Raw genomic sequence first — 19,378 nt, 5'->3', positions numbered from 1 at the left:
CTGTGTCCTATGGGCTCGCAAATGGAGCAAAAATGGTAAAGGGGTATTGTAACAGGCGGGGATGGTTTTTAGGCAGACTAATCTAGCAGCATTGAAAAAGCCCACTCGGGTGGGCTTTCAATCTCAGGCTTGATTGAGCTTAGCGCTCATTTCTTTGCCGGGAGCCGCGCGCTTGTGAGTCGCGTTGCTGTGATGCCCTGCCCTGGTTATTGCGCTGCTGACCTGAGCCGCTATTGCCCTTGCCGGCGCCTTGCGGCTTACTCTCCTGGGAGCGACCGCCCTGAGGCTTGGCGTTTGTGGGCTTACGTCTGGCACTTGAACCCTCGGTCTTGGCGCCCTGGGCCGGACGACGATGGCGGTTTTCAGCATTGGCCGGCTTGTTGCCATTACCTTTGTCCAGGTTGCCGCTGCGCTGGCCATCCTGATGTCCCTCTTTGGGCTTTTTCGGCTTCTTGGGCTTTTTCGGGCCTATCTTGTTCGGGTTGAGTCGCGATTCCGGCAAGGCTTCCTGAGGTTCGAAGCCATTGACGATTTCACGCTCGATAGTCTTGCCGATCAGCTGCTCTATGTCTTTGAGCTGCTTGAATTCTTCCGCACTTACCAGAGACACTGCCTGACCACTGGCACCGGCGCGGCCGGTACGGCCGATGCGGTGCACATAGTCTTCGGCCACATTGGGCAGATCGAAGTTAACCACTTGCGGCAATTGATCTATATCTAGGCCGCGGGCGGCAATATCTGTGGCAACCAATACCTTGACCTTGCCACTCTTGAAATCGGCCAGTGCCTTGGTTCTGGCACCCTGGCTCTTGTTGCCGTGGATGGCCGCCGCGCCAATTCCTTTGCCATCCAGGTGCTTGGCCAGACGGTTGGCACCGTGTTTGGTGCGGGTAAACACCAGTACCTGTTGCCACTTGTACTCTTTGATAAGCGAGGTCAGCAGCGCCGATTTCTTTGACTTGTCTACCGGGTGCAACTTCTGGCTCACCCGCTCGGCGGTGCTATTGGCCGGAGCCACTGAGATCTCGGCGGGATCGTGCACCAAGCCCTTTGCCAGGCGGCGAATGTCGTCAGAGAAAGTGGCACTGAACATCAGGTTTTGCCGCTTGGCCGGCAGCAAAGCCAGAATTTTTTTGATGTCGTGAATAAAGCCCATATCCAGCATGCGGTCGGCTTCGTCCAGCACCAGCACTTCCAGCTGGCCGAACTTGACGGCATTTTGTTGGTACAGATCCAACAGGCGCCCCGGTGTGGCCACCAGGATATCGACCCCTTTTCTCAAGGTCTGCATCTGTGGGTTAATGGAAACACCGCCAAAGACCACTGAGCTACGCAGATCCAGATGCTTGCCATAGAGACTGACGCTTTCGGCCACCTGAGCGGCCAGCTCACGGGTGGGTGTCAGCACCAAAGCGCGGATATGGTTGCCCCGCGGACGAATGCCACCATTGAGACGCTCCAGCAAAGGCAAGGTGAAGCCGGCGGTTTTGCCTGTCCCTGTCTGGGCGGCAGCCATCACATCCCGGCCCTGCAATACTGCGGGAATGGCCTGGGCTTGAATGGGGGATGGAGTGGAGTAACCTTGTTCGGCGACAGCGTTCAAAATCGGGGCCGACAGGCCCAGGGAGGCAAAACTCATGCAATCTTCTCAATTGACAGCGCGGAGCTGAGATATGGGAGCCGCAGTGCACAGCGTTGCGGCGAAGGCGGCAAGCTTACAGCATTTGCGGCTAAAGTGCTAATTGCAGCCAACTTGAACCCTTTTATTTTACGCTTGTCTTAACTTTTACTGTTGCAAAGCAGCCGCTTAACCTATCTTGGAAAAGCAAGAGCCAAATTCAGGCCTCGACTCGGTGAGGTGTATGGGGGCAATAGAGCATATACAGGCACAGGCCCTGCATCGCAGGGAGTATGCGCTGAGCGTGATCAAGAATGTGCAGTTGATGTCCGCCATCGACACGGCACGGCTTGCGCTCGGGTTGAATATGCTGGCTCAACATGGCCGTATCGCCTTTCATTTCCACCCGGACAGAATCGACTCCCGCGGTTGGCCCGTGTTGGCCGGTATGCTGGCCGACGGTATTTACAAGACCCAGTTTGAAACCCGGGTATCCAACGGCAAACTCTCGCCTCAGGTTGGTGGTCCGCGAGATCATTGGGAAAACCAGCTGTTTGGCGACTGTTATCGTGGCGCCAGAGGGCGCCCAAAATACGGCGCCCTGGATCTGGGCATGCACCAAAACGGCCCCTCGGCCCGTTTCGGCAGTTGTTATCTGTTGTCATCACCTGCGTTGCTGCACCGCTGCACGTTCAGCTATCTGGACTCCTGCCGAGAGCCCAGGGAAAAAGGCACTGCGGCCTGCTTTGAAGATATTTTTGCCGCACTGTTCAACGAGTGCTTTGAGCGTAGTTCGGCATTGGGTGTAAGTCAGTTGCGCCCGGCGGCCTTGGTCGATTATCTAGTTAATGCCTTGCCTTCGGGGGTGGCAGCCAGGTTTGAGCGCCCCATGAGCGGTGACCTGGATCATTATATTGAGGCTCAATGCCATGGTGAGCTGGTGATAGGTGAAGACTTGACTCACCTAGTGGCCGATCCGGCATTCAAAGGCACAGAGATGGACATTCTGATGCAGCGCTTGTGTGATAAGTACCGACTGCAGCTGTGTTGGCATCAGGGCTATCAAATGCCGGTTGACCAAGTGCCGCCAGATTTTCGCGGTGCCGCCATGCCCAAGCTCGCCGCCTTGGTGGCACCGGATGGCCTGCTCGATGCCCGTCTGATAGGGGAGGCGGCGCTGGCACTGCATAAAGATCCGCAGCAGTGGCGCATGCATGGCAATGAAACCGAGCTCAAGCAGCAGCTCAAGTTGCTGTGGCATGTGCTGGTGCGTTTTGGTCACAGCCGTTGAGGGACGTTGCCGGCCTACTATCCCTGGCAGTTGGTCTTGATAAATGAGCATGCGTAGTTGGACCTGTACGCCTGGCTCGAACTCTATGGCCGCAATGACGAGAGCATGAGTCGGCTAGGTGATGTGATCTCAGGGTGACGAGTTGTGGCGTTAACCTGGGCTTAATCCGTTCGGCGTAAGATACGATTATTTGATCTGGCGCAAATTTTGTGAGTCCGGTAACAGTTCCTTGGCGGAGGGTTTCTTCCCTTGGCAATGCCTGCGATACTGCTTGCCTACCGAACGATTCGCCTTAGGTCAAGCTATTACCTTGCTGCTGTGGCAGCAACAGCGTCATTAGCTGATTTTGCAGTAGGATCCCATGGATAAATCCTTAGAGAAACAACTCGGTCGCTGGCTCAAAGCGCAACAATCTGCCTGTGGCCCCTTCCTTAAACTCTCTGTGTTGTTGGGCGTACTCAACGGCTTGGCGCTGGTGGGCCAGGCCTGGGTGCTGGCCACTGTGTTGCAGGGGCTGATCATCGATGAGCTAGAGAGGCAGGCATTTATTCCGCATATGTTGGCCTTTGCCACCCTGGTGCTGCTGCGAGCGGTTATCGCTTGGCTCAGGGAGCGAGTCAGCTTCGAGGCCGGCAGGCGTCTTAGAGAGCAGATGCGCGCCGCTGTGCTCAATAAGCTTGAGCGCCTGGGGCCGGCCTTTGTTAATGGCAAGCCTGTCGGCAGTTGGGCCAGTATAGTGCTGGAACAGATAGAAGACTTGCAGGATTTCTACGGCCGTTACCTGCCGCAGATGAGTCTGGCGGCCTTTATTCCGCTAATCATCTTGGTATGTGTGTTCCCCATCAACTGGGCCGGTGGCCTGATTTTGCTCGGCACCGCTCCCCTTATTCCACTGTTTATGGTCTTGGTCGGCATGGGCGCCGCCGATGCCAACCGCAAGCATTTCAGTGCGCTGCAGCAATTGAGCGGCCACTTTATGGATCGCCTCAAGGCTTTGCCGACACTCAAGCTTTTCTATCGCGCCGAAGCGGAGCAGCGCGCCATAGGCAAGGCCTCGGAAGACTTTCGTGAGCGTACCATGGCAGTGCTCAGAATGGCGTTTCTCAGCTCCGCCGTGCTGGAGTTTTTCGCCGCGGTATCCATCGCCATTTTGGCGGTGTATTTCGGCTTCAGTTATCTGGGACACCTGGACTTTGGCCATTACGGCATGGGTATCAGCCTGTTTACCGGGATGTTTGTACTGATTTTGGCACCAGAGTTTTATCAGCCGCTGCGCGACATGGGCACTCACTACCATGCCAAGGCCCAGGCGGTGGGCGCCGCCGAATCCTTGATGGCACTGCTGGAATTGCCTGAGCCACTCAAGCGTGGCGAACAGCCCCTCTCCGGTGAGAGTATTGAACTGCAGGCCCGGGATCTCAAGGTGTTGAGCATAGACGGCGTGCCCTTACTCGGGCCGCTGAGTTTTAGTTTAGCGGCGGGCGAGAAGCTGGCCTTGGTGGGCCCGAGTGGCGCCGGTAAAACCAGCCTGCTCAACGCTCTGCTGGGGTTTCTGCCCTATGAGGGCAGCTTAAAGCTCAATGGTATTGAACTGGCCGAGCTGGATCCTGCCGCCTGGCGTAGCCGTATCGCTTGGCTTGGCCAGAATCCTCAGCTGTTCCACGGCACCATCGCCGATAATCTGCGCCTCGGCCAGCCCGAGCTGACCGAGGCGCAATTGTGGGATTATCTGCAACAGGCCAAGGTGGCCGACTATGTTCGCGCCTTGCCGGATGGGCTGGCGCATCAATTGGATGAATACAGCGGAGGCCTGTCTGTGGGGCAAGCGCAGCGGCTGGCTTTGGCCCGTGCCCTTGGGCGTCAGGCGCAGCTGTTTGTGCTCGATGAGCCCAGCGCCAGCCTCGATAGCCAGAGTGAACAACTGGTGCTTAGTGCGCTGTGGCAGGCGATGGCAGGCAAGAGCTGCCTGATGGTGACCCACAGATTGGATCAACTGGATCGGATGGACAGAGTCCTGGTGCTGGATCAGGGAAAACTGGTGCAGCAGGGCACCTTTGCCGAGCTCAAAGCACAGCCTGGCTTATTGGCGCAGATGTTGGATGAGCTGCCGCTGGCGGTCTCCCTCGATGATACGTCAAAGGCATCGGCGCCGCCGATTGCCGCGGCCACTGAGGCGGAAGCCGGGGCAGACTCAAAACCCGCGTCTGAGTCAAAACCAGAGTCAGGGGAGGAGCGCTGAGATGAAGCTGTTACTGCCCTTTATCCGTCTGTTCCGCCGCCAGTCGTTGATGATGTTTGTCGGCCTGCTGCTGACAGTAACGACCCTAATGGCCGGTATTGGCCTGTTGTCGCTCTCCGGCTGGTTCTTATCTGCTACGGCAGTGGCCGGTCTGGCTCTGGCGACGGCGGAAACCTTCAACTACTTTACTCCAGCGGGCGGGGTGCGTTTCCTCTCCATTGCCCGCACGGCAAGCCGCTACGGTGAAAGGCTGGCTACTCATGAGGCCACTTTCAGGATCCTGACCGATCTCAGGTTGTGGGCCTGGCGCTCTTTGCTGCCTTTGAGTGAACGCAATCTCTCCGGGATGCGCCGCGGCGATCTGCTCAACCGTTTGGTGGCCGATATCGACACGCTGGATCACCTGTATCTGAGGTTGTTGACGCCGCTGACGGCCTTCTTGCTGATGTTGCTGGCATTGACCACCTTTATCGGTTGGTTTGATCTCAACTTGGCTCTCCTGCTTTGTACTGGCCTCTTGCTCAGTTGGTTGTTGTTGCCGAGTGTGTTCTATCTGCTTGGCAGGCAGCCCGGGCGCGAGTTGATTGAAGCACGGCGCAGCTACCGGGTACGGCTGCTGGAGTGGTTGTCCGGCCAGGCGGAGCTGAGTTTGTTCTCTGATGCCAAAGGCGGCGCTGCTGAAAGCTTTCGGGCGGAACTCGACCGCGCCGAGCAGAGCTGGTTTGCCAGTCAGAAGGCGATGGCGGCGATCACCGGCCTGAGCCAGGCCATGTTGATCCTCTGTCACGGCTTATTGGTGTTGCTGTTGCTCTGGTTTGCCGCCGCTGGTGTTGGGCCGGCCGTGCCTCCCGGGCCTTTGCTGGCCATGGTTTTGTTTGCCACTCTGGCCTGTATCGAGATGATGATGCCGCTGGCCGGCGCCTTTCAACATCTGTCTTCTGTGCTCCTGGCTGCCAAGCGGGTATCCGAGTTGACAGAGCAGCGCTCTGACATTGAATTCCCTGCCGTCTCGGCAGGTGTGCCCGATAGCGGCGCCCTTATCATTAAAGATGTGCATTTCGGTTACACAGATACCCAGCCAGTGCTGCAAGGCTTGTCGCTGCAGGTGCCGGCGGGCAGCAAGGTGGCGCTCCTTGGGAAAACCGGCTCGGGTAAGTCCAGCCTGCTGGCCTTGATAACCCGTCAGTGGCAGCCGCAGCAGGGTGAGATACAGCTGGGCGGTGTGCCTGTGGCCTCCTTGGATGAAAAGACTTTGCGGGCTTCCATGACAGTGGTCAGTCAACGGGTGCAACTGCTCAGCGCCAGTCTCAGAGATAACCTGCAGCTGGCTTTGCCGGAAAAAGTTACCGATGACACGCTAGCCGAGGTGCTGCGCCAGGTTGGGCTGGAGGGGCTGCTTGAGGGTGAGGGGCTCAAAGCCTGGATAGGTGAAGGCGGGCGTCAGCTATCCGGTGGCGAGCAGCGCCGGATTGGCGTGGCTCGTGCATTGCTGCGGGATGCGCCGCTGCTGCTGCTTGATGAACCCACAGAGGGGCTTGATCGGCGTACCGAGCAGGAGATCCTCAAGTTGCTGTTGCAGTTTGCCAAAGATAAGACGCTGGTGATGATAAGCCATCGCTTAACCGGTATGGCGCAGATGGATGCCATTCACCTGTTGGATGAAGGCAAGATAGTGGCCAGTGGCAGCCATGAGCAGTTGCAGCAGGAGTCAACTGCCTACAGCGCCCTGTATCAGAGGTTACACTGAGCCGCAGAGGTTCAAAAAGAGACTCAAGTTAGCTTATTCAAAGGGATGCATCGGCATCCCTTTTTGCTTTAAAAGCGCTAAATTCTCGCCTGGATCACAGATCCCATACGGGTTCAAAGTCAGAATAAAGTTATTGGCATATGCTAATAACCAATAAGGATACTCCCATGCCCAGACCCAGAAAATGCCGCCGCCTGCAGCATGGCACGCCCTGCCGCTTCTACAAACCCAACGGCATTCCGGCCTCAGCCCTGGAGGCGGTCGCCTTGGCGGCCGATGAGTTTGAGGCCCTGGCGCTAGCCGACTTTCGCGGTCTGGCGCAACAAGAGGCCGCCGAGCAGATGGGGATATCCAGACAGACCTTTGGTAACTTGATTAAGCAGGCACGCCATAAGCTGGCCAAGGCCCTGATAGAGGGACAGATGCTGGAGTTGCCCCACACTGAGGAACAGAGATGATAGTGATACCCTTGAGCCGGGGCCGCTTGGCCGGGCATTTTACCAAGGCCAAAGAACTGGCCTTTTATGATAACCACCATAACCACTGTTTTACCCTGGATAACCCGGCAGTCGCAGGCGGTAACTGCGCCGCCAAAAAGGCGATGCTGCAACTTATCAAGGACAAAGGTGGCCGCATTGTGTTGGTGGATCAAATCGGCGAGCGAATGTTGGGTAAGCTGCTCGATGGCGGCATCAGCGTTTGTCGGCCAGGCAAAGAGAGCTGCGATATCGCCGCTTTGCTGGTTGCGGCCAGCGATATTCAGTTGCGGCTGACCAATGCCGCGGCTGGACGTCCATCACTCAAACATCAAGCCAAAGGAGGTTGTGGTGGCGGCTGTGGTTGCCATGGTCATAATGAAACCGGCGCAGCTTGTCATGGTGATGATCATGGCCATGAAGCGGATGCGAAAGGCGGTTGTGGCGGCTGTGGCTGTAAGAGCCGCACCGAGGCCAAACTAAAACCTCTTGGTGACCCGTTAAACCAGCAAGGCAAGTTGAGTTACGCAGGCTTCAGGCCTTTGCGATAAAGCCGTCTACAGAAATAGATACAAGAGTGCCGGCAGAAAGCCGGCACTCTTTTGCCCAAAACCTTGGGTTAGCAAAGTCTTGCGCTATCAATCATCCAGGCGGCACTGGCTCAGCAGTTCGCCACTGAAGCGGCATTCCAGGTCGACCCTCTTGCCGATATGAGGCTTGAGGCTGTCGTCGCTGGCCTTATAACCCCAGAGGCTGGCGCCTTGACCGTCATCATTGACCAAGCCCTTGAGCTCTATGTCCGCTTCCTGCACCTCAGGTTCGATTTCCATTACCAGGAATTGGCCATTTTGCTCTGATCCTTCAACCTGTACCCAGGTGCCGTTGAGGCTGGCTTGGTTCAAACCATCTTCAAAGCGGGTCTGAGGCGTCAGTGTCAGCACTATGCCGTTGATGCTGAATACACCGGCCTCATACACTGCCTTGCCTTCAACCTCGAAGCCGTGGCCTGCAATTACAGGAGGCTGACTCTGTTTCTCAAATTCAATTTCGGTGGCCTTCAGCTCTTGAGTATCGTCTTGCCACAGGCCTTCCACATCGACCAAGGCACCGGGTTTGAGATCGGCAACAGTGCCATCTTCAAAGAGAGTCTTGCCATCCAGTGTCACTTGCCATTTTTGGTTCAGGGTAAAGCGGGTTTGCAACTCGTTGACCCAGGTAACCTGACCTTCAAGTTCCACCTCAGTGCCGTTGTCCAAATCCGGGGCGCGTTCGACTTCCACTTCAGAAGCCAGTAATACTTCACCCTGATATTGACCTTCAACTTCTACCCAGGAACCATTGGCCAGCGTGCCTTCTACCTGCACGGCATTGGCACCATAGTCCACCTGCATGCTACCGATATAGAACTGCTTCAGATGGGTGTCCAGCTTGCTTACCCGGCCTTCAACTTCCATCTCTTGCCTGTCATTGTCGATAGCAAAGTAGGTGGCCTTGAACTGGTTATCACTCAGGTTATAACCACTGATCTCAACTATGTCACCGGCCTTGATTTTACTTATGTCCAACCCAGTCACCCGGTAGCCGGCCACAACAGCTTGCTCGCCATCAATAGCGCTCACCGGGGAAACCAGCACAGGGTCATAATCCACGCTGGTGGCACTGCTGCCATCTGTCTTGATGTTGAGCTGCATACCGGGTTTCAGCTCGGCGACACTGGCCTTGGTTTCATTGATTTCAACACTGGCCCGGGCCGCCGGGATTGCTACACCATTGACCCAGAGCTTATCCGTATCGACCTTTTGCAGGGTACCTTGGATAGTCTTGGCCAAAGTGGAAACCGGCGGTTGGGGATCGGGATTGTTCGGCTCATTGGAGTCTGAACCGCCACAGGCGCTCAGTCCGGCAACGAGAGGAACCAGCCATATGCTTCTTTGCATTCTGTTCTCCTTAGGGTCATGGATTTCAAAAACGGCGGCAGAATAAACAACTGCAGATGAGGCCAAGATGAGGAGGGAATTAAACTTTGTTAATAACCGGGTGTTGCCGTTAATAAATAGCGGGTTACTGTGAAAATCCCCGTGCTGTAGTGGTTTTTTTCTGAAGCGGTTATGGGAATAAATCTCCCATATTGGCCGCAATTGAGGCACAAACATGCGGTTGCAGCGCAATCAATGCGCTTTGATGTTTTTTGCCTTGTAGGAGCCAGGCTTTTATCCCGTAGGAAAACATTAATAGCTAAAAAAGAGAACAAGTTACTACTTGGCTCAACACCTTTTTATGGCTAAAGTTATCTGTATTAGGAAAGTCGTGACAATGATGTCCACCCTCAATCAGGAAGATACTATGAACCCTACCAAAGAAAGCTCCTTGGATTTGGAAGTGATCAGTTTACTGGAAGACAAGCAAAAGATTCTTGCAATTAAACACCTGCGTGAACGTGAGAACTTGAGCCTAAAAGAGGCAAAGAGGAAGGTGGAAGACTATTTGCAGGGGCATCCGGAACTGGAATTGGCCGACCAAGAGCCGGGGAGCGGCAATGCAATGGTCTGGATAGTGCTGGTGGCATTGGCCGCAGCTGCAGCCTTGGCAGTTTCTACTCAGTTGTAGGTTTTGAAATATCTCTACTTCTGGCTGCTAAAATCCAAGTTTTTTTAAACTTTCCTCATTTCTAGGTAAAGAGAATTGAATTTTTCCAATTCTCTTTGCATCTTTTGCCATTTTTGACTAATTGTTGAGCCTGAGTCGAGAAAACTCACGGAAGCGATTGGCTTGAATGTGGTACCTTTGCCCGCTTTGATTTTGACAAGATGACGCCCTTGTGCGGCGGGGACATAACAATGAATAACAAACACTGGATTGGCAACATCGGCGTGCAAGTCGTGATTGCCATGTTTTTGGGGGCGGCTGTCGGCTGGTGGTTGGGCAAAGATGCCAGCATGTTTGCCCCATTGGGGACTATTTTTATCCACCTAATCAAGATGTTGGTCATTCCTCTGGTATTGGTGGCCATCATCTCCGGTGCCGCCAGCCTGGGGGATACGCCATCGGCTGGGAAAATCGGTCTCGGAACATTCGGCTTCTTTATTGTGACTTCGGGCATTGCCGTGGCGATGGCATTGGCGCTGGGAAACCTGTTTGAACCGGGCAAGGGTGTTGATTTTACCGCTCACAGTATGACGGATCTGATGGAAGTCACCAAGGAGCAGGGCGATCTCCCCGGGGTGATGGATACCTTCATCGGCATGATACCAACCAATGTGTTTGAGTCGCTGACAGGCGGCAATATTCTGCAGATCCTGGTGTTCAGTATCTTCTTCGGCATAGCACTGACCAAGGTCAAGGGCGATGGTGCCAAGCCGATCCTCGGCGCGCTCAACGCCATCACAGAGGCCATGGTATGGATGATCAACTGTGTGATGCTGGTGGCCCCCATAGGCGTATTCGGTCTGATGGCTGACTCAGTCGGCACCTTTGGTTTTGAAGCCCTGGAGGTGGTATTTAAACTGTTCATCGTCTTCGTTGGGGCAATTTTGATTTATGGTTTCATCTTCTTCCCCTTGGTGGTGCAACTGTTTTCCAAGGTGTCGGCGGCACGCTTTATCAGTGCAATGAAAAAGCCACAGGTCATGGCGCTGTCCACAGCTTCCTCCATGGCAACCTTGCCGGTGAATATGGAAACTTGTGAGCAGGAGTTGAAAGTCTCAAAAGCCACGGCTTCTTTCGTATTGCCGTTGGGTGCCACCATCAATATGAGCGGCAACGCCATCTATTATGGTTTGGTCGCCATGTTCTTTGCCCAAATGTATAACATTGATCTGAGCCTTGCCGCCTATGCGGCTATCATCTTCACCTCCACCTTGGGCGCTATTGGCCAGGCCGGGGTGCCGGGACCTTCTTTCCTGGTGGTGGCCGTATTACTGGCGGCCAAGATCCCTATTGATGGACTGCCACTGCTGTTTGCCCTCGACCGGGTATTTGACATGATACGTACATCGCTGAATATTACCGGCGATGCAGCCTGCGCTCTGGTGATGGACAACTTTTGTCCCGAGGAAGCCAAGAGCTGATAGCGTGAGTTTGTTTGCCGTGAGCAGGTAATAAAAAGCCAGGAAACTATTCCTGGCTTTTTTCATGGGTGGAGATTATTCCGCATCACCCAGTGATAGCAGAGTGGCATTGCCACCTATGGCTGTGATGTTGTTGGTGCGGGTCTTTTCTGTCATAAAGCGGGTCAGGTAGTGTGGCCCGCCAGCCTTGGGGCCTGTGCCGGAAAGCCCCTGACCACCGAAGGGCTGTACACCCACCACAGCGCCAATCTGGTTACGGTTGATATAGACGTTACCTACATTGACTCGGTCGGCAACGCTCAGGGCGTGGCCTTCATTGCGGCTGTGGATTCCCAGAGTCAGACCAAAGCCTGTGCTGTTGATATCGGCAATCACCTTGTCCAGCTCTGAGGCTTTGAAACGGATAACGTGCAGTATCGGGCCGAAATGTTCTTTCTCCAGCACCTTGATGGAATCGATTTCCACCGCTGTTGGAGCAACGAAATGGCCATCCTTACAGTCAGCGGGCAGCTCCACCTGTTTGATAAGCTTGCCTACCTGTTTGATGTGCTCGATATGAGCGTTGAGATTAGCCTTGGCTGTGGCATCGATCACAGGGCCGACATCTGTCTTCACTGAACCTGGATAGCCAATGCTGAGTTCATCCATGGCACCCTTGAGGATCTCCAGTACCCGATCGGCGATATCTTCCTGCAGATAGAGTACCCGCAGCGCCGAGCAGCGCTGGCCGGCACTGGTAAAAGAAGAGGCAACCACATCGTTGACCACTTGCTCCGGCTGGGAGGTGGAGTCTACCACCATGGCATTTTGACCACCGGTTTCGGCGATAAGCGGAATGATGGCGCCTTCGCGGGCAGCCAGAGCACGGTTGATCACCTTGGCCGTGCCGGTAGAACCTGTGAAGCATACGCCGCCGATACGTTCGTCGCTGGTCAGTGCGGCGCCGACACTGGCGCCTGTGCCCGGCAGGAATTGCAGCACTTCTTTGGGGATCCCGGCTTCATGGGCCAGTTGTACGGCGCGGTAACCCACCAGGCAGGTTTGCTCGGCAGGTTTGGCGATAACTGTGTTGCCGGCAGCAAGGGCAGCAGTCACCTGACCGAGGAAAATCGCCAACGGGAAGTTCCAGGGGCTGATACAGACAAAGACACCGCGGCCTTGAACAAACAGCTCGTTCAATTCGCCGGTCGGCCCAGGGAGTAGCTCGGGCTTGCTCATCATCTTCTTGGCCTGCACCGCATAGTAGCGGCAGAAGTCGATGGCTTCGCGGACTTCATCTATGCCGTCCTGCAGGCTCTTGCCTGCTTCGCGGGTACAGAGCACGATCAGCTCTTCGCGATTTTCTTCCAGCAGGTCGGCCAGTTTTTGCAGCGCGTTGGCGCGCTTTTCCACCGGTGTGCGACACCAGGCAGGGAAAGCTGCGACGGCTGAACTGATGGCCTGCTCGACGGCTTGGTTGTCGGCAAAAACCACCTGACCGACGGTTTGAGTAGTGTCATAGGGGCTGACAACCGCCTTTGACTCGCCGCTCAGGGTTTCACCATTGATCAGCGGGCCGACATGCCATTGATGAGTCTTGAACTGATCCAGTGCTGCGAAGAAGGGTTCGGCTTCAGAGAGAATGTTCATATTGAGTCCCTTGGAGTTTTTGCGTTCACTGCCAAAAATGTCGGCAGGCTTCACTATCTTGTTATTGGCCAGGGTTTTGTATTGTTTGACTGTCACCAGAGGGTGGGTGATCAGTGAATCGATCGGTGTCTTGGGATCCACCAACTTATGCACAAATGAAGTGTTGGCACCGTTTTCCAGTAGACGGCGCACCAGATAGGGCAGCAGATCTTTATGGGCACCTATCGGGGCATAAATTCTGACGGTGCGAGCTCGGCTTTCCGCCAAAATAGTGTCGTACAGTTCCTGTCCCATGCCATGAAGACGCTGGAATTCAAACTCACGATCGCCGGCCATATCGCTGATGGCCGCGACCGTCTGGGCGTTATGGCTGGCAAATTGTGGATAGATGGCACCACGGGTCTTGTCCGACAGCAGGAAACGGGCACAGGCCAAATAGGAGAGATCCGTCCCCACCTTGCGGGTGTAGAGAGGGTAACCGGCTTCACCTGCCTGTTGAGCCCACTTGAGTTCGCTGTCCCAATAAGCGCCTTTCACCAGTCGCAGCGGGATTTCATCACCTTGCTCTTTGGCAAGCTTGGTCAGCCACAGGAGTACAGGCAGTGCCCGTTTGGAGTAAGCCTGCACCACTATGCCCAAAAGGCCCCAGCCCTTGGCGGCTTCTGAGTTGTATAGCTTGCGGAACAGCTTGAGCGACAACTCGAGACGGTCTACCTCTTCGGCATCGATAGAGATACCGACATTCAGGCTGCGAGCTTGCTCAATCAGCTTGATCACTGTGGCATACAACTCGGACATGACTCTGTCTTCATTGGCCACTTCATAGCGGGGATGCAGCGCCGACAGTTTGATGGAAATCGTCGGTCTGGGCGCCTGGGATTCATCGTACTGCTGGGCTCCCAATTCGCTGATGGCGTGGGAGTAATCCTGGAAGTATTTCTGGGCGTCTCTCTGGGTCAGAGCGGCCTCACCCAGCATGTCGTAAGAGTGGGTATAGCCCTGCTTGCGCTTGTCTTCACTGTTTTTCAGCGCTTCTTTAACTGTGCGGCCGAGTACGAACTGTTTGCCCATGATCTTCATGGCGGCATACATGGCTTGACGGATCACCGGCTCACCCAGGCGATTAACCAAGCGCTTCAATAAGTTGCTTGGACTGCCATCCAGGTTGCGATCCAGTTTGACGATTTTGCCCGTCAGCATCAGGCCCCATGTCGAGGCGTTGACCAATACAGAATCACTCTTTGACAGATGCTCGTCCCATTTGGCACCTGATAGCTTGTCTTCAATCAGGGCATCGGCCGTTTCCGGATCCGGGATCCGCAGCAGGGCTTCGGCCAGGCACATGAGTATGATGCCTTCCTGAGTCTCAAGGCTGTATTGCTGTAAAAAAGCGTCTATACCTACCATCAGACCTTTTTTGTCATATTGACGAACCTTGCTGACCAAGTCGTGGGCGCGACGGGTCACACGCTCTATGGTTTCGTCACTCGACGGGACTAGCTTGATCAGATCGGACAGATATTGCTCTTCGTCGACAATATAGTTGTCACTGATGGCTTTAAAGAGTTCGTCGAGATTGGCGCTATCATAGTGGCCTGCCAGAACTTCACTCGCTTTGAACATAGTTATCGCTTCCATCTAAGCCGGTTGGGGGCAGTTAAGGACTGCTCGAATTACCTGGAATATGTCTGACGCAAAAGACGCTTTATTATTTTTGTATACAATATTGGCGCTTGCGCGCGCCGATTATACAATCAAAATGTGATCTGTGACACCAATCTTGGCGGGAATGTGAAAATTGTTTAATTGGCTTTACGTAGCCCAGCTGTAAAGTCACATAAACAAAAGGCCAGTGGTTTTAAACACTGGCCTTTGAGAAGGGAAAAAATGCTATTACATCCAACGATCTTTCTTGCGTCGCTGTGGTCTTGGCATGTAAACCAGAATGACCCCGAGGATTAAACCCAGGGCGGCGATGAGTCCGCCTTCCTGCCACATACGGAAACGTTCATTGTCTTTCATCGACTTGAGCTTAGCTATGGCTTCGTCGCGTTCTGTGCTGGCTTCAGCCAGTTCCGCCTGGGCCTTGCTCAGCTGAGACTTGAGGCTGCCAAGCTCGCCCTTGAAGTCACCATTTTCGCTCTGAAGTCCTGTGAGCTGGCCTTTGGCTTCGGCCAACTGGCTTTCCAGTTCTGAGACGCGAAAACGCAGCGACTTGTCCTTGGAGATCATGCTGGTCAATACCCAGCCTTCACGATCCTTATGGTCGATAATCTTGGTGTAATCGCCTTGGCGCTCAGGCAACACGCTTATCTGCTGACCGGCTTCGACACTACCCAGGATCCGGTATTGAGTGCCGGGTCCACCATGAATATAGATGAAGACATCGTCCGAAATATAGCGCGTCTGGCCTTGGGCCAATAGGGTGGGAGACAGGAGCATCATCCCTATGAGAGTCAGGAGTCTTAACACTTAGTCATTCTCTGTCGCAAAATACTGCCCACATGCTAGGGATTTGAGGGCGCCAATGCAAGAGGGAAGTCATTCGACTTCCCTCTTATAATCATGATATTTACCGTGATTTCTACAGCTATTTCTGTTAGCCGAACACACCTTTAATGGTGAAGAAGAACAGAATAGACAAGCCGGCACCGGCTGGCAGGGTGACGACCCAAGAGACCACAATGTTGCGAACCACACCGATATTGATGGCGGCAATACCCCTGGCCATGCCCACACCCAGTACCGCACCCACCAGAGTTTGAGTGGTGGAGATAGGCAAACCTGTACCCGAGGCGATAACCACGGTTGACGCAGCAGCCAGCTCGGCGGCAAAGCCGCGACTTGGGGTCAGGTGAGTAATATTTTTGCCTATGGTGGTCATTACGCGCTTACCGAATATGGCCAGTCCCATAACGATACCGACGGCGCCTAGAGGCAGAATCCACCAAACCAAAGCTGACTTAGAGCCGATTTCTCCGCCACTGCTGACTACAGAGACTACCGCGGCCAATGGGCCGATGGCGTTGGCCACGTCATTGGAACCATGGGCAAAAGCCATACAACAGGCAGTCACTACCATCAGGATAGCGAAGACTCTTTCCACGTTACCAAATTGAGTTTGGCGGTCATTTTTGCTGCTCATTTTCAGGCGGCTGATGGCAATTTTACCTGCGATACCCACCAGAATGGCAATCGCCAGTGCCAGCAGATAGGCTTCGACAGTGCTGAACTTGAGACCAACGTGTTTCAATCCTTTGGTGATGGTGACCAAAGACATTACAAAGCCGGCAAAGGCCATGTAGAAAGGCACATAACGTTTGGCGTTACCCAGAGGATCTTCGGTGTTGAAAATCAGTTTTTGTACGCTCTGGAAAATCATAAAGGCGATAAAGCCGGAAATCGCAGGGGTGATGACCCAAGAGCCAACGATACCAACGACTTTGCCCCAGGCAACGGCTTCAGTGCCCACGCCCACGGCGGCAAAACCTATGATGGCACCCACGATAGAGTGAGTGGTGGAAACCGGCCAGCCCAGAGCTGATGCGGCGACCAGCCAAATGCCTGCGGCCAGTAGCGAAGCTATCATGCCGTAGACCAGGAGTTCCGGCACTTCGGTAAAGTAGCTGGAATCTATGATCCCATTGCGAATGGTGCTGGTGACTTCGCCACCGGCCAGATAGGCCCCGGCGAATTCAAAGATCATTGCGATAATGATCGCTTGCTTAATGGTAATTGCGTTTGAACCAACAGACGTACCCATTGCATTCGCCACGTCGTTGGCTCCAATGCCCCAGGCCATAAGAAACCCGAAAACAGCCGCGATACCTATGAGCCAGGGGCCATAGGTGACTAATACATCAACCATGTTGTTACCTTGATAACCTTTTGTTTGTTAGACGCGAGCCAGCATCAGCTCAAGGCGGGAACCGACACGTTCGGCAAGATCTGCCAGGTCACCAACCCACTCAATTATCTTATAGAGAAACATGACATCGATAGGATTCAGTTCAGCTTCCATAGCGAACAGCTGTCGACGCACCTGAATTTGCAGATCATCAGTGTCTTCTTCGATGGCATCGAGTTCACTGATCATTTTGGCAACCAAATCCACTTCACGGCCACGGAAGCCTGCTTCCAGCAGATCATCGAGCTCGTTGATCGCTTCTTTGGCCAGGGCGACTGCATCCAGGCAGCGCTGCAAATAAGCGATGAAAGGGGTTTGGATGGTTTGAGGGACAAGCAGTTGGCGGCCGATGATTCGACCTGAAATATCTTTGGCTTTATTGGCGATTTTGTCCTGTTGAGTCAGGAGCTCCAGCAAGTCAGTCCTTTCTACTGGCATAAACAAACCACCTGGCAGTGTCAGGCGGATTTCGCGTTTCAGTGAGTCAGCTTCTTTTTCCTCTTGGCTGATCTTCTTGCGAATAGTGACCGCATTGTCCCAATCTTCAGCTATGGTTGCTTCGAAGAAGGGCACAAGTAACGAAGCGCAATCGTATACTTTGTCTATATGCTCTTGCAGAGGTTTTATCGGCGATTTTGCAAACACGCCTAAAATAGAGTTTACTGGCATAGCCGTTTACCTATTTAGGTTATTCCACTATTGGAAAAGCGGGCGAATGTTAACCCAAGCGTCCGCTTATTGAAACTGTGTTTTTACAGAAAACACGTCAGTTCTTATTCTATCGGGTTATATATCACCCGACAGGATAATCCTAGGTCATTTTTGTGACAACAATATGACATTGTGACCTCGAAATGACGAGATGATGAATTTTTGATGACAAAATGAGCAGTAGTGCACCATGGATGCCGACAATCAACAAAATGAGATAGAACTTAAGCTCTTTTTCCCCGCCACGGAAGTCAGTCGCCTGACCACATTTCTGAACTCCTTACCCGCCGCCACATCCCAAGGGTGCCAGCAGCTAAGTAATGGCTATTATGATACGCCCGAGCTGGCACTGCGTCAGCTGGATATGGGCCTTAGAGTCCGCGGATGTGATGGCAAGCGGGAGCAAACCATAAAAACGGCCGGTCGTGTTAGCGGTGGGATCCACAGTCGGCCGGAATACAATGTCGATATAGACGCCAATAGCCCGGTTTTGTCGCTATTTCCCGCCGAAATTTGGCCTGAGAATTCCGACATCGATTCGTTGCAGGCCCGGCTTACCTGCCTGTTTCATACCGATTTTCAGCGTTGCCGCTGGTTGGTGGTTCAGGGGGAGAGCCTGATAGAACTGGCTCTGGATACCGGCACTATCGCCGCCGGGGGCCAGAGCGAATCGCTTTGTGAGTTGGAGTTTGAACTCAAGCGTGGCCGGGCGGCCGATCTCTTGCCGCTGGCACAGCAGGTTGCTGCCAATTTGCCCATGCGTCTTGGGAAGGCCAGCAAGGCGCAGCGAGGTTATCGTCTGGCGCAGCAGGCCAGTCCGCTGGCGTTGGAGGCGCTGCAATATATCAGCCTGCCCTGCGACAGTGATATCAAAGCTACCCTCCTGGTGGTGCTGGAAACGGCGCTGGAGCGTTGGCAACTGTTGGAGGGCATGATTGCCGAGAGTTTGGATGACCCGGCAGGGCAAGCGTTATTGTGGCAGCGTCTGCGTTCCTGTGTGCGCCTGCTGCGCTTGACTCTGGGCCAGTTTACTCTGGGCAACAGCCAGACAGATGCGGGATTTTTCTGGCTGGAGCAGCAACTCGCCTTTGTAACAGAAGCCAACTCTCTCACGCGTCTGGCCCAGGATAAATTGTTGCTTGGTAAGTTGGCCAATGCCGAGAGCGTGCGCGAGCGAGCCGTGCAACAGTTGCAAAAGATGGATTTCCGCAGCCGCTTGCAAGCGCTATGGCAGGATTGCCGTTATGGTCAGCTGCAGTTGCAACTGGTGAATATGTTGCTTGAGCTGGCCAGTGGCGAGATGCAGATAGCCGTGGCAGGGGGCTTGAAGGGAACCTGTGACGGTCTGCAGGAGGCTTCCTGGCAAAAACTGCTGGCGGCCATGCCGGGAGACGAACTCAGCCGTGATGATTATCTCAAGCTGGCAGCTCCCTTGGATGAAGGTATTTTGGTGGGGCTGGCCTATGGCAGTCTCTACTCATCCAAGGCTCGCGATAGTTTCCGCGCGCCTTGGCAGGACTTGAGTCAGGGGATCATCAGTCTTGGCGCTTATGCCATGGCCGAGCAGTTGGCGCCAGAGCTTGCCGAGGCTTTGGCAGACAAACAGCAGAGTCTGATTTTTGCCATGGAACAATCCCGCAAGATGGCACTGCAGCAGCAACCCTACTGGCGCTGATGCCTGGTAAGAGTTCCG

14 protein-coding genes are annotated in these 19,378 nt (G+C 54.3%); 8 read left to right on the top strand and 6 right to left on the bottom strand.

Annotated elements, in window-relative coordinates:
• Window positions 1-139: 139 nt before the first annotated feature.
• The gene (locus ACF8D4_RS19890) at window positions 140-1,639 is read right to left on the bottom strand and encodes a DEAD/DEAH box helicase (RefSeq protein WP_025888572.1); all 1,500 of its coding nucleotides are present in this window, start codon (window positions 1,637-1,639) and stop codon (window positions 140-142) included.
• A gap of 223 nt (window positions 1,640-1,862) precedes the next feature.
• Here ACF8D4_RS19890 and ACF8D4_RS19885 point away from each other — a divergent pair, with 223 nt between their 5' ends.
• From ACF8D4_RS19885 to ACF8D4_RS19865, 5 genes are all read left to right on the top strand, one after another.
• Window positions 1,863-2,909 carry a DUF3626 domain-containing protein gene (locus tag ACF8D4_RS19885; RefSeq protein WP_208141305.1) on the top strand — a complete coding sequence of 349 codons (1,047 nt, stop codon included), beginning with the start codon at window positions 1,863-1,865 and terminating at the stop codon, window positions 2,907-2,909.
• A gap of 361 nt (window positions 2,910-3,270) precedes the next feature.
• Window positions 3,271-5,148: a cysteine/glutathione ABC transporter permease/ATP-binding protein CydD gene (gene cydD / locus ACF8D4_RS19880; protein WP_208141306.1), complete on the top strand. Its 1,878-nt coding sequence runs from the start codon at window positions 3,271-3,273 to the stop codon at window positions 5,146-5,148.
• A 1-nt stretch (window position 5,149) separates the two neighbouring features.
• A complete protein-coding gene (cydC, locus tag ACF8D4_RS19875) occupies window positions 5,150-6,895 on the top strand; it encodes a cysteine/glutathione ABC transporter ATP-binding protein/permease CydC (RefSeq protein ID WP_392466877.1) in 1,746 nt (581 codons plus the stop codon).
• 167 nt (window positions 6,896-7,062) lie between these two features.
• Window positions 7,063-7,353, top strand: a complete 291-nt coding sequence (locus ACF8D4_RS19870) for a DUF134 domain-containing protein (RefSeq protein WP_025888568.1) — start codon at window positions 7,063-7,065, stop codon at window positions 7,351-7,353.
• A complete protein-coding gene (locus tag ACF8D4_RS19865) occupies window positions 7,350-7,922 on the top strand; it encodes a NifB/NifX family molybdenum-iron cluster-binding protein (protein WP_101059221.1) in 573 nt (190 codons plus the stop codon). The genes ACF8D4_RS19870 and ACF8D4_RS19865 overlap by 4 nt, the downstream gene beginning before the upstream one ends.
• Window positions 7,923-8,009: 87 nt before the next feature.
• Here the strand turns inward: ACF8D4_RS19865 and ACF8D4_RS19860 are convergent, their stop codons facing one another.
• Complete coding sequence (locus ACF8D4_RS19860; protein WP_071237752.1) at window positions 8,010-9,308, bottom strand: DUF5666 domain-containing protein; 1,299 nt, start codon at window positions 9,306-9,308, stop codon at window positions 8,010-8,012.
• Between the two features lie 376 nt (window positions 9,309-9,684).
• Here ACF8D4_RS19860 and ACF8D4_RS19855 point away from each other — a divergent pair, with 376 nt between their 5' ends.
• Window positions 9,685-9,978, top strand: a complete 294-nt coding sequence (locus ACF8D4_RS19855) for a hypothetical protein (protein ID WP_062793526.1) — start codon at window positions 9,685-9,687, stop codon at window positions 9,976-9,978.
• Window positions 9,979-10,208: 230 nt separating this feature from the next.
• Window positions 10,209-11,438 carry a dicarboxylate/amino acid:cation symporter gene (locus ACF8D4_RS19850; RefSeq protein WP_025010350.1) on the top strand — a complete coding sequence of 410 codons (1,230 nt, stop codon included), beginning with the start codon at window positions 10,209-10,211 and terminating at the stop codon, window positions 11,436-11,438.
• Window positions 11,439-11,513: 75 nt separating this feature from the next.
• Here ACF8D4_RS19850 and putA read toward each other — a convergent pair whose 3' ends face one another.
• From putA to ACF8D4_RS19830, 4 genes are all read right to left on the bottom strand, one after another.
• Window positions 11,514-14,705 (bottom strand): bifunctional proline dehydrogenase/L-glutamate gamma-semialdehyde dehydrogenase PutA, encoded by a 3,192-nt coding sequence (putA, locus tag ACF8D4_RS19845; protein ID WP_392466871.1) that lies wholly within the window; start codon window positions 14,703-14,705, stop codon window positions 11,514-11,516.
• A 255-nt stretch (window positions 14,706-14,960) separates the two neighbouring features.
• Complete coding sequence (locus tag ACF8D4_RS19840) at window positions 14,961-15,539, bottom strand: TIGR04211 family SH3 domain-containing protein (RefSeq protein WP_025010352.1); 579 nt, start codon at window positions 15,537-15,539, stop codon at window positions 14,961-14,963.
• Window positions 15,540-15,666: 127 nt separating this feature from the next.
• A complete protein-coding gene (locus ACF8D4_RS19835; protein WP_025010353.1) occupies window positions 15,667-16,935 on the bottom strand; it encodes an inorganic phosphate transporter in 1,269 nt (422 codons plus the stop codon).
• 27 nt (window positions 16,936-16,962) lie between these two features.
• On the bottom strand, window positions 16,963-17,643 hold the full coding sequence (locus tag ACF8D4_RS19830) for a TIGR00153 family protein (RefSeq protein WP_025010354.1): 681 nt from the start codon (window positions 17,641-17,643) through the stop codon (window positions 16,963-16,965).
• Between the two features lie 232 nt (window positions 17,644-17,875).
• Between ACF8D4_RS19830 and ACF8D4_RS19825 the strand changes: the two genes are divergently transcribed.
• Complete coding sequence (locus tag ACF8D4_RS19825; RefSeq protein WP_392466866.1) at window positions 17,876-19,360, top strand: inorganic triphosphatase; 1,485 nt, start codon at window positions 17,876-17,878, stop codon at window positions 19,358-19,360.
• Window positions 19,361-19,378: the final 18 nt, after the last annotated feature.

Source organism: Shewanella sp. YQ_9 (assembly GCF_043103185.1).
GTDB classification, from domain to species: domain Bacteria; phylum Pseudomonadota; class Gammaproteobacteria; order Enterobacterales; family Shewanellaceae; genus Shewanella; species Shewanella algae.
This window is presented reverse-complemented; position numbering and strand designations above follow the sequence as displayed.

Coding starts and splice junctions, on each gene's coding strand:
- ACF8D4_RS19890 (WP_025888572.1), bottom strand. CDS start 1,639: ATGAGTTTTGCCTCCCTGGGCCTGTCGGCCCCGATTTTGAACGCTGTC.
- ACF8D4_RS19885 (WP_208141305.1), top strand. CDS start 1,863: ATGGGGGCAATAGAGCATATACAGGCACAGGCCCTGCATCGCAGGGAG.
- cydD (WP_208141306.1), top strand. CDS start 3,271: ATGGATAAATCCTTAGAGAAACAACTCGGTCGCTGGCTCAAAGCGCAA.
- cydC (WP_392466877.1), top strand. CDS start 5,150: ATGAAGCTGTTACTGCCCTTTATCCGTCTGTTCCGCCGCCAGTCGTTG.
- ACF8D4_RS19870 (WP_025888568.1), top strand. CDS start 7,063: ATGCCCAGACCCAGAAAATGCCGCCGCCTGCAGCATGGCACGCCCTGC.
- ACF8D4_RS19865 (WP_101059221.1), top strand. CDS start 7,350: ATGATAGTGATACCCTTGAGCCGGGGCCGCTTGGCCGGGCATTTTACC.
- ACF8D4_RS19860 (WP_071237752.1), bottom strand. CDS start 9,308: ATGCAAAGAAGCATATGGCTGGTTCCTCTCGTTGCCGGACTGAGCGCC.
- ACF8D4_RS19855 (WP_062793526.1), top strand. CDS start 9,685: ATGATGTCCACCCTCAATCAGGAAGATACTATGAACCCTACCAAAGAA.
- ACF8D4_RS19850 (WP_025010350.1), top strand. CDS start 10,209: ATGAATAACAAACACTGGATTGGCAACATCGGCGTGCAAGTCGTGATT.
- putA (WP_392466871.1), bottom strand. CDS start 14,705: ATGGAAGCGATAACTATGTTCAAAGCGAGTGAAGTTCTGGCAGGCCAC.
- ACF8D4_RS19835 (WP_025010353.1), bottom strand. CDS start 16,935: ATGGTTGATGTATTAGTCACCTATGGCCCCTGGCTCATAGGTATCGCG.
- ACF8D4_RS19830 (WP_025010354.1), bottom strand. CDS start 17,643: ATGCCAGTAAACTCTATTTTAGGCGTGTTTGCAAAATCGCCGATAAAA.
- ACF8D4_RS19825 (WP_392466866.1), top strand. CDS start 17,876: ATGGATGCCGACAATCAACAAAATGAGATAGAACTTAAGCTCTTTTTC.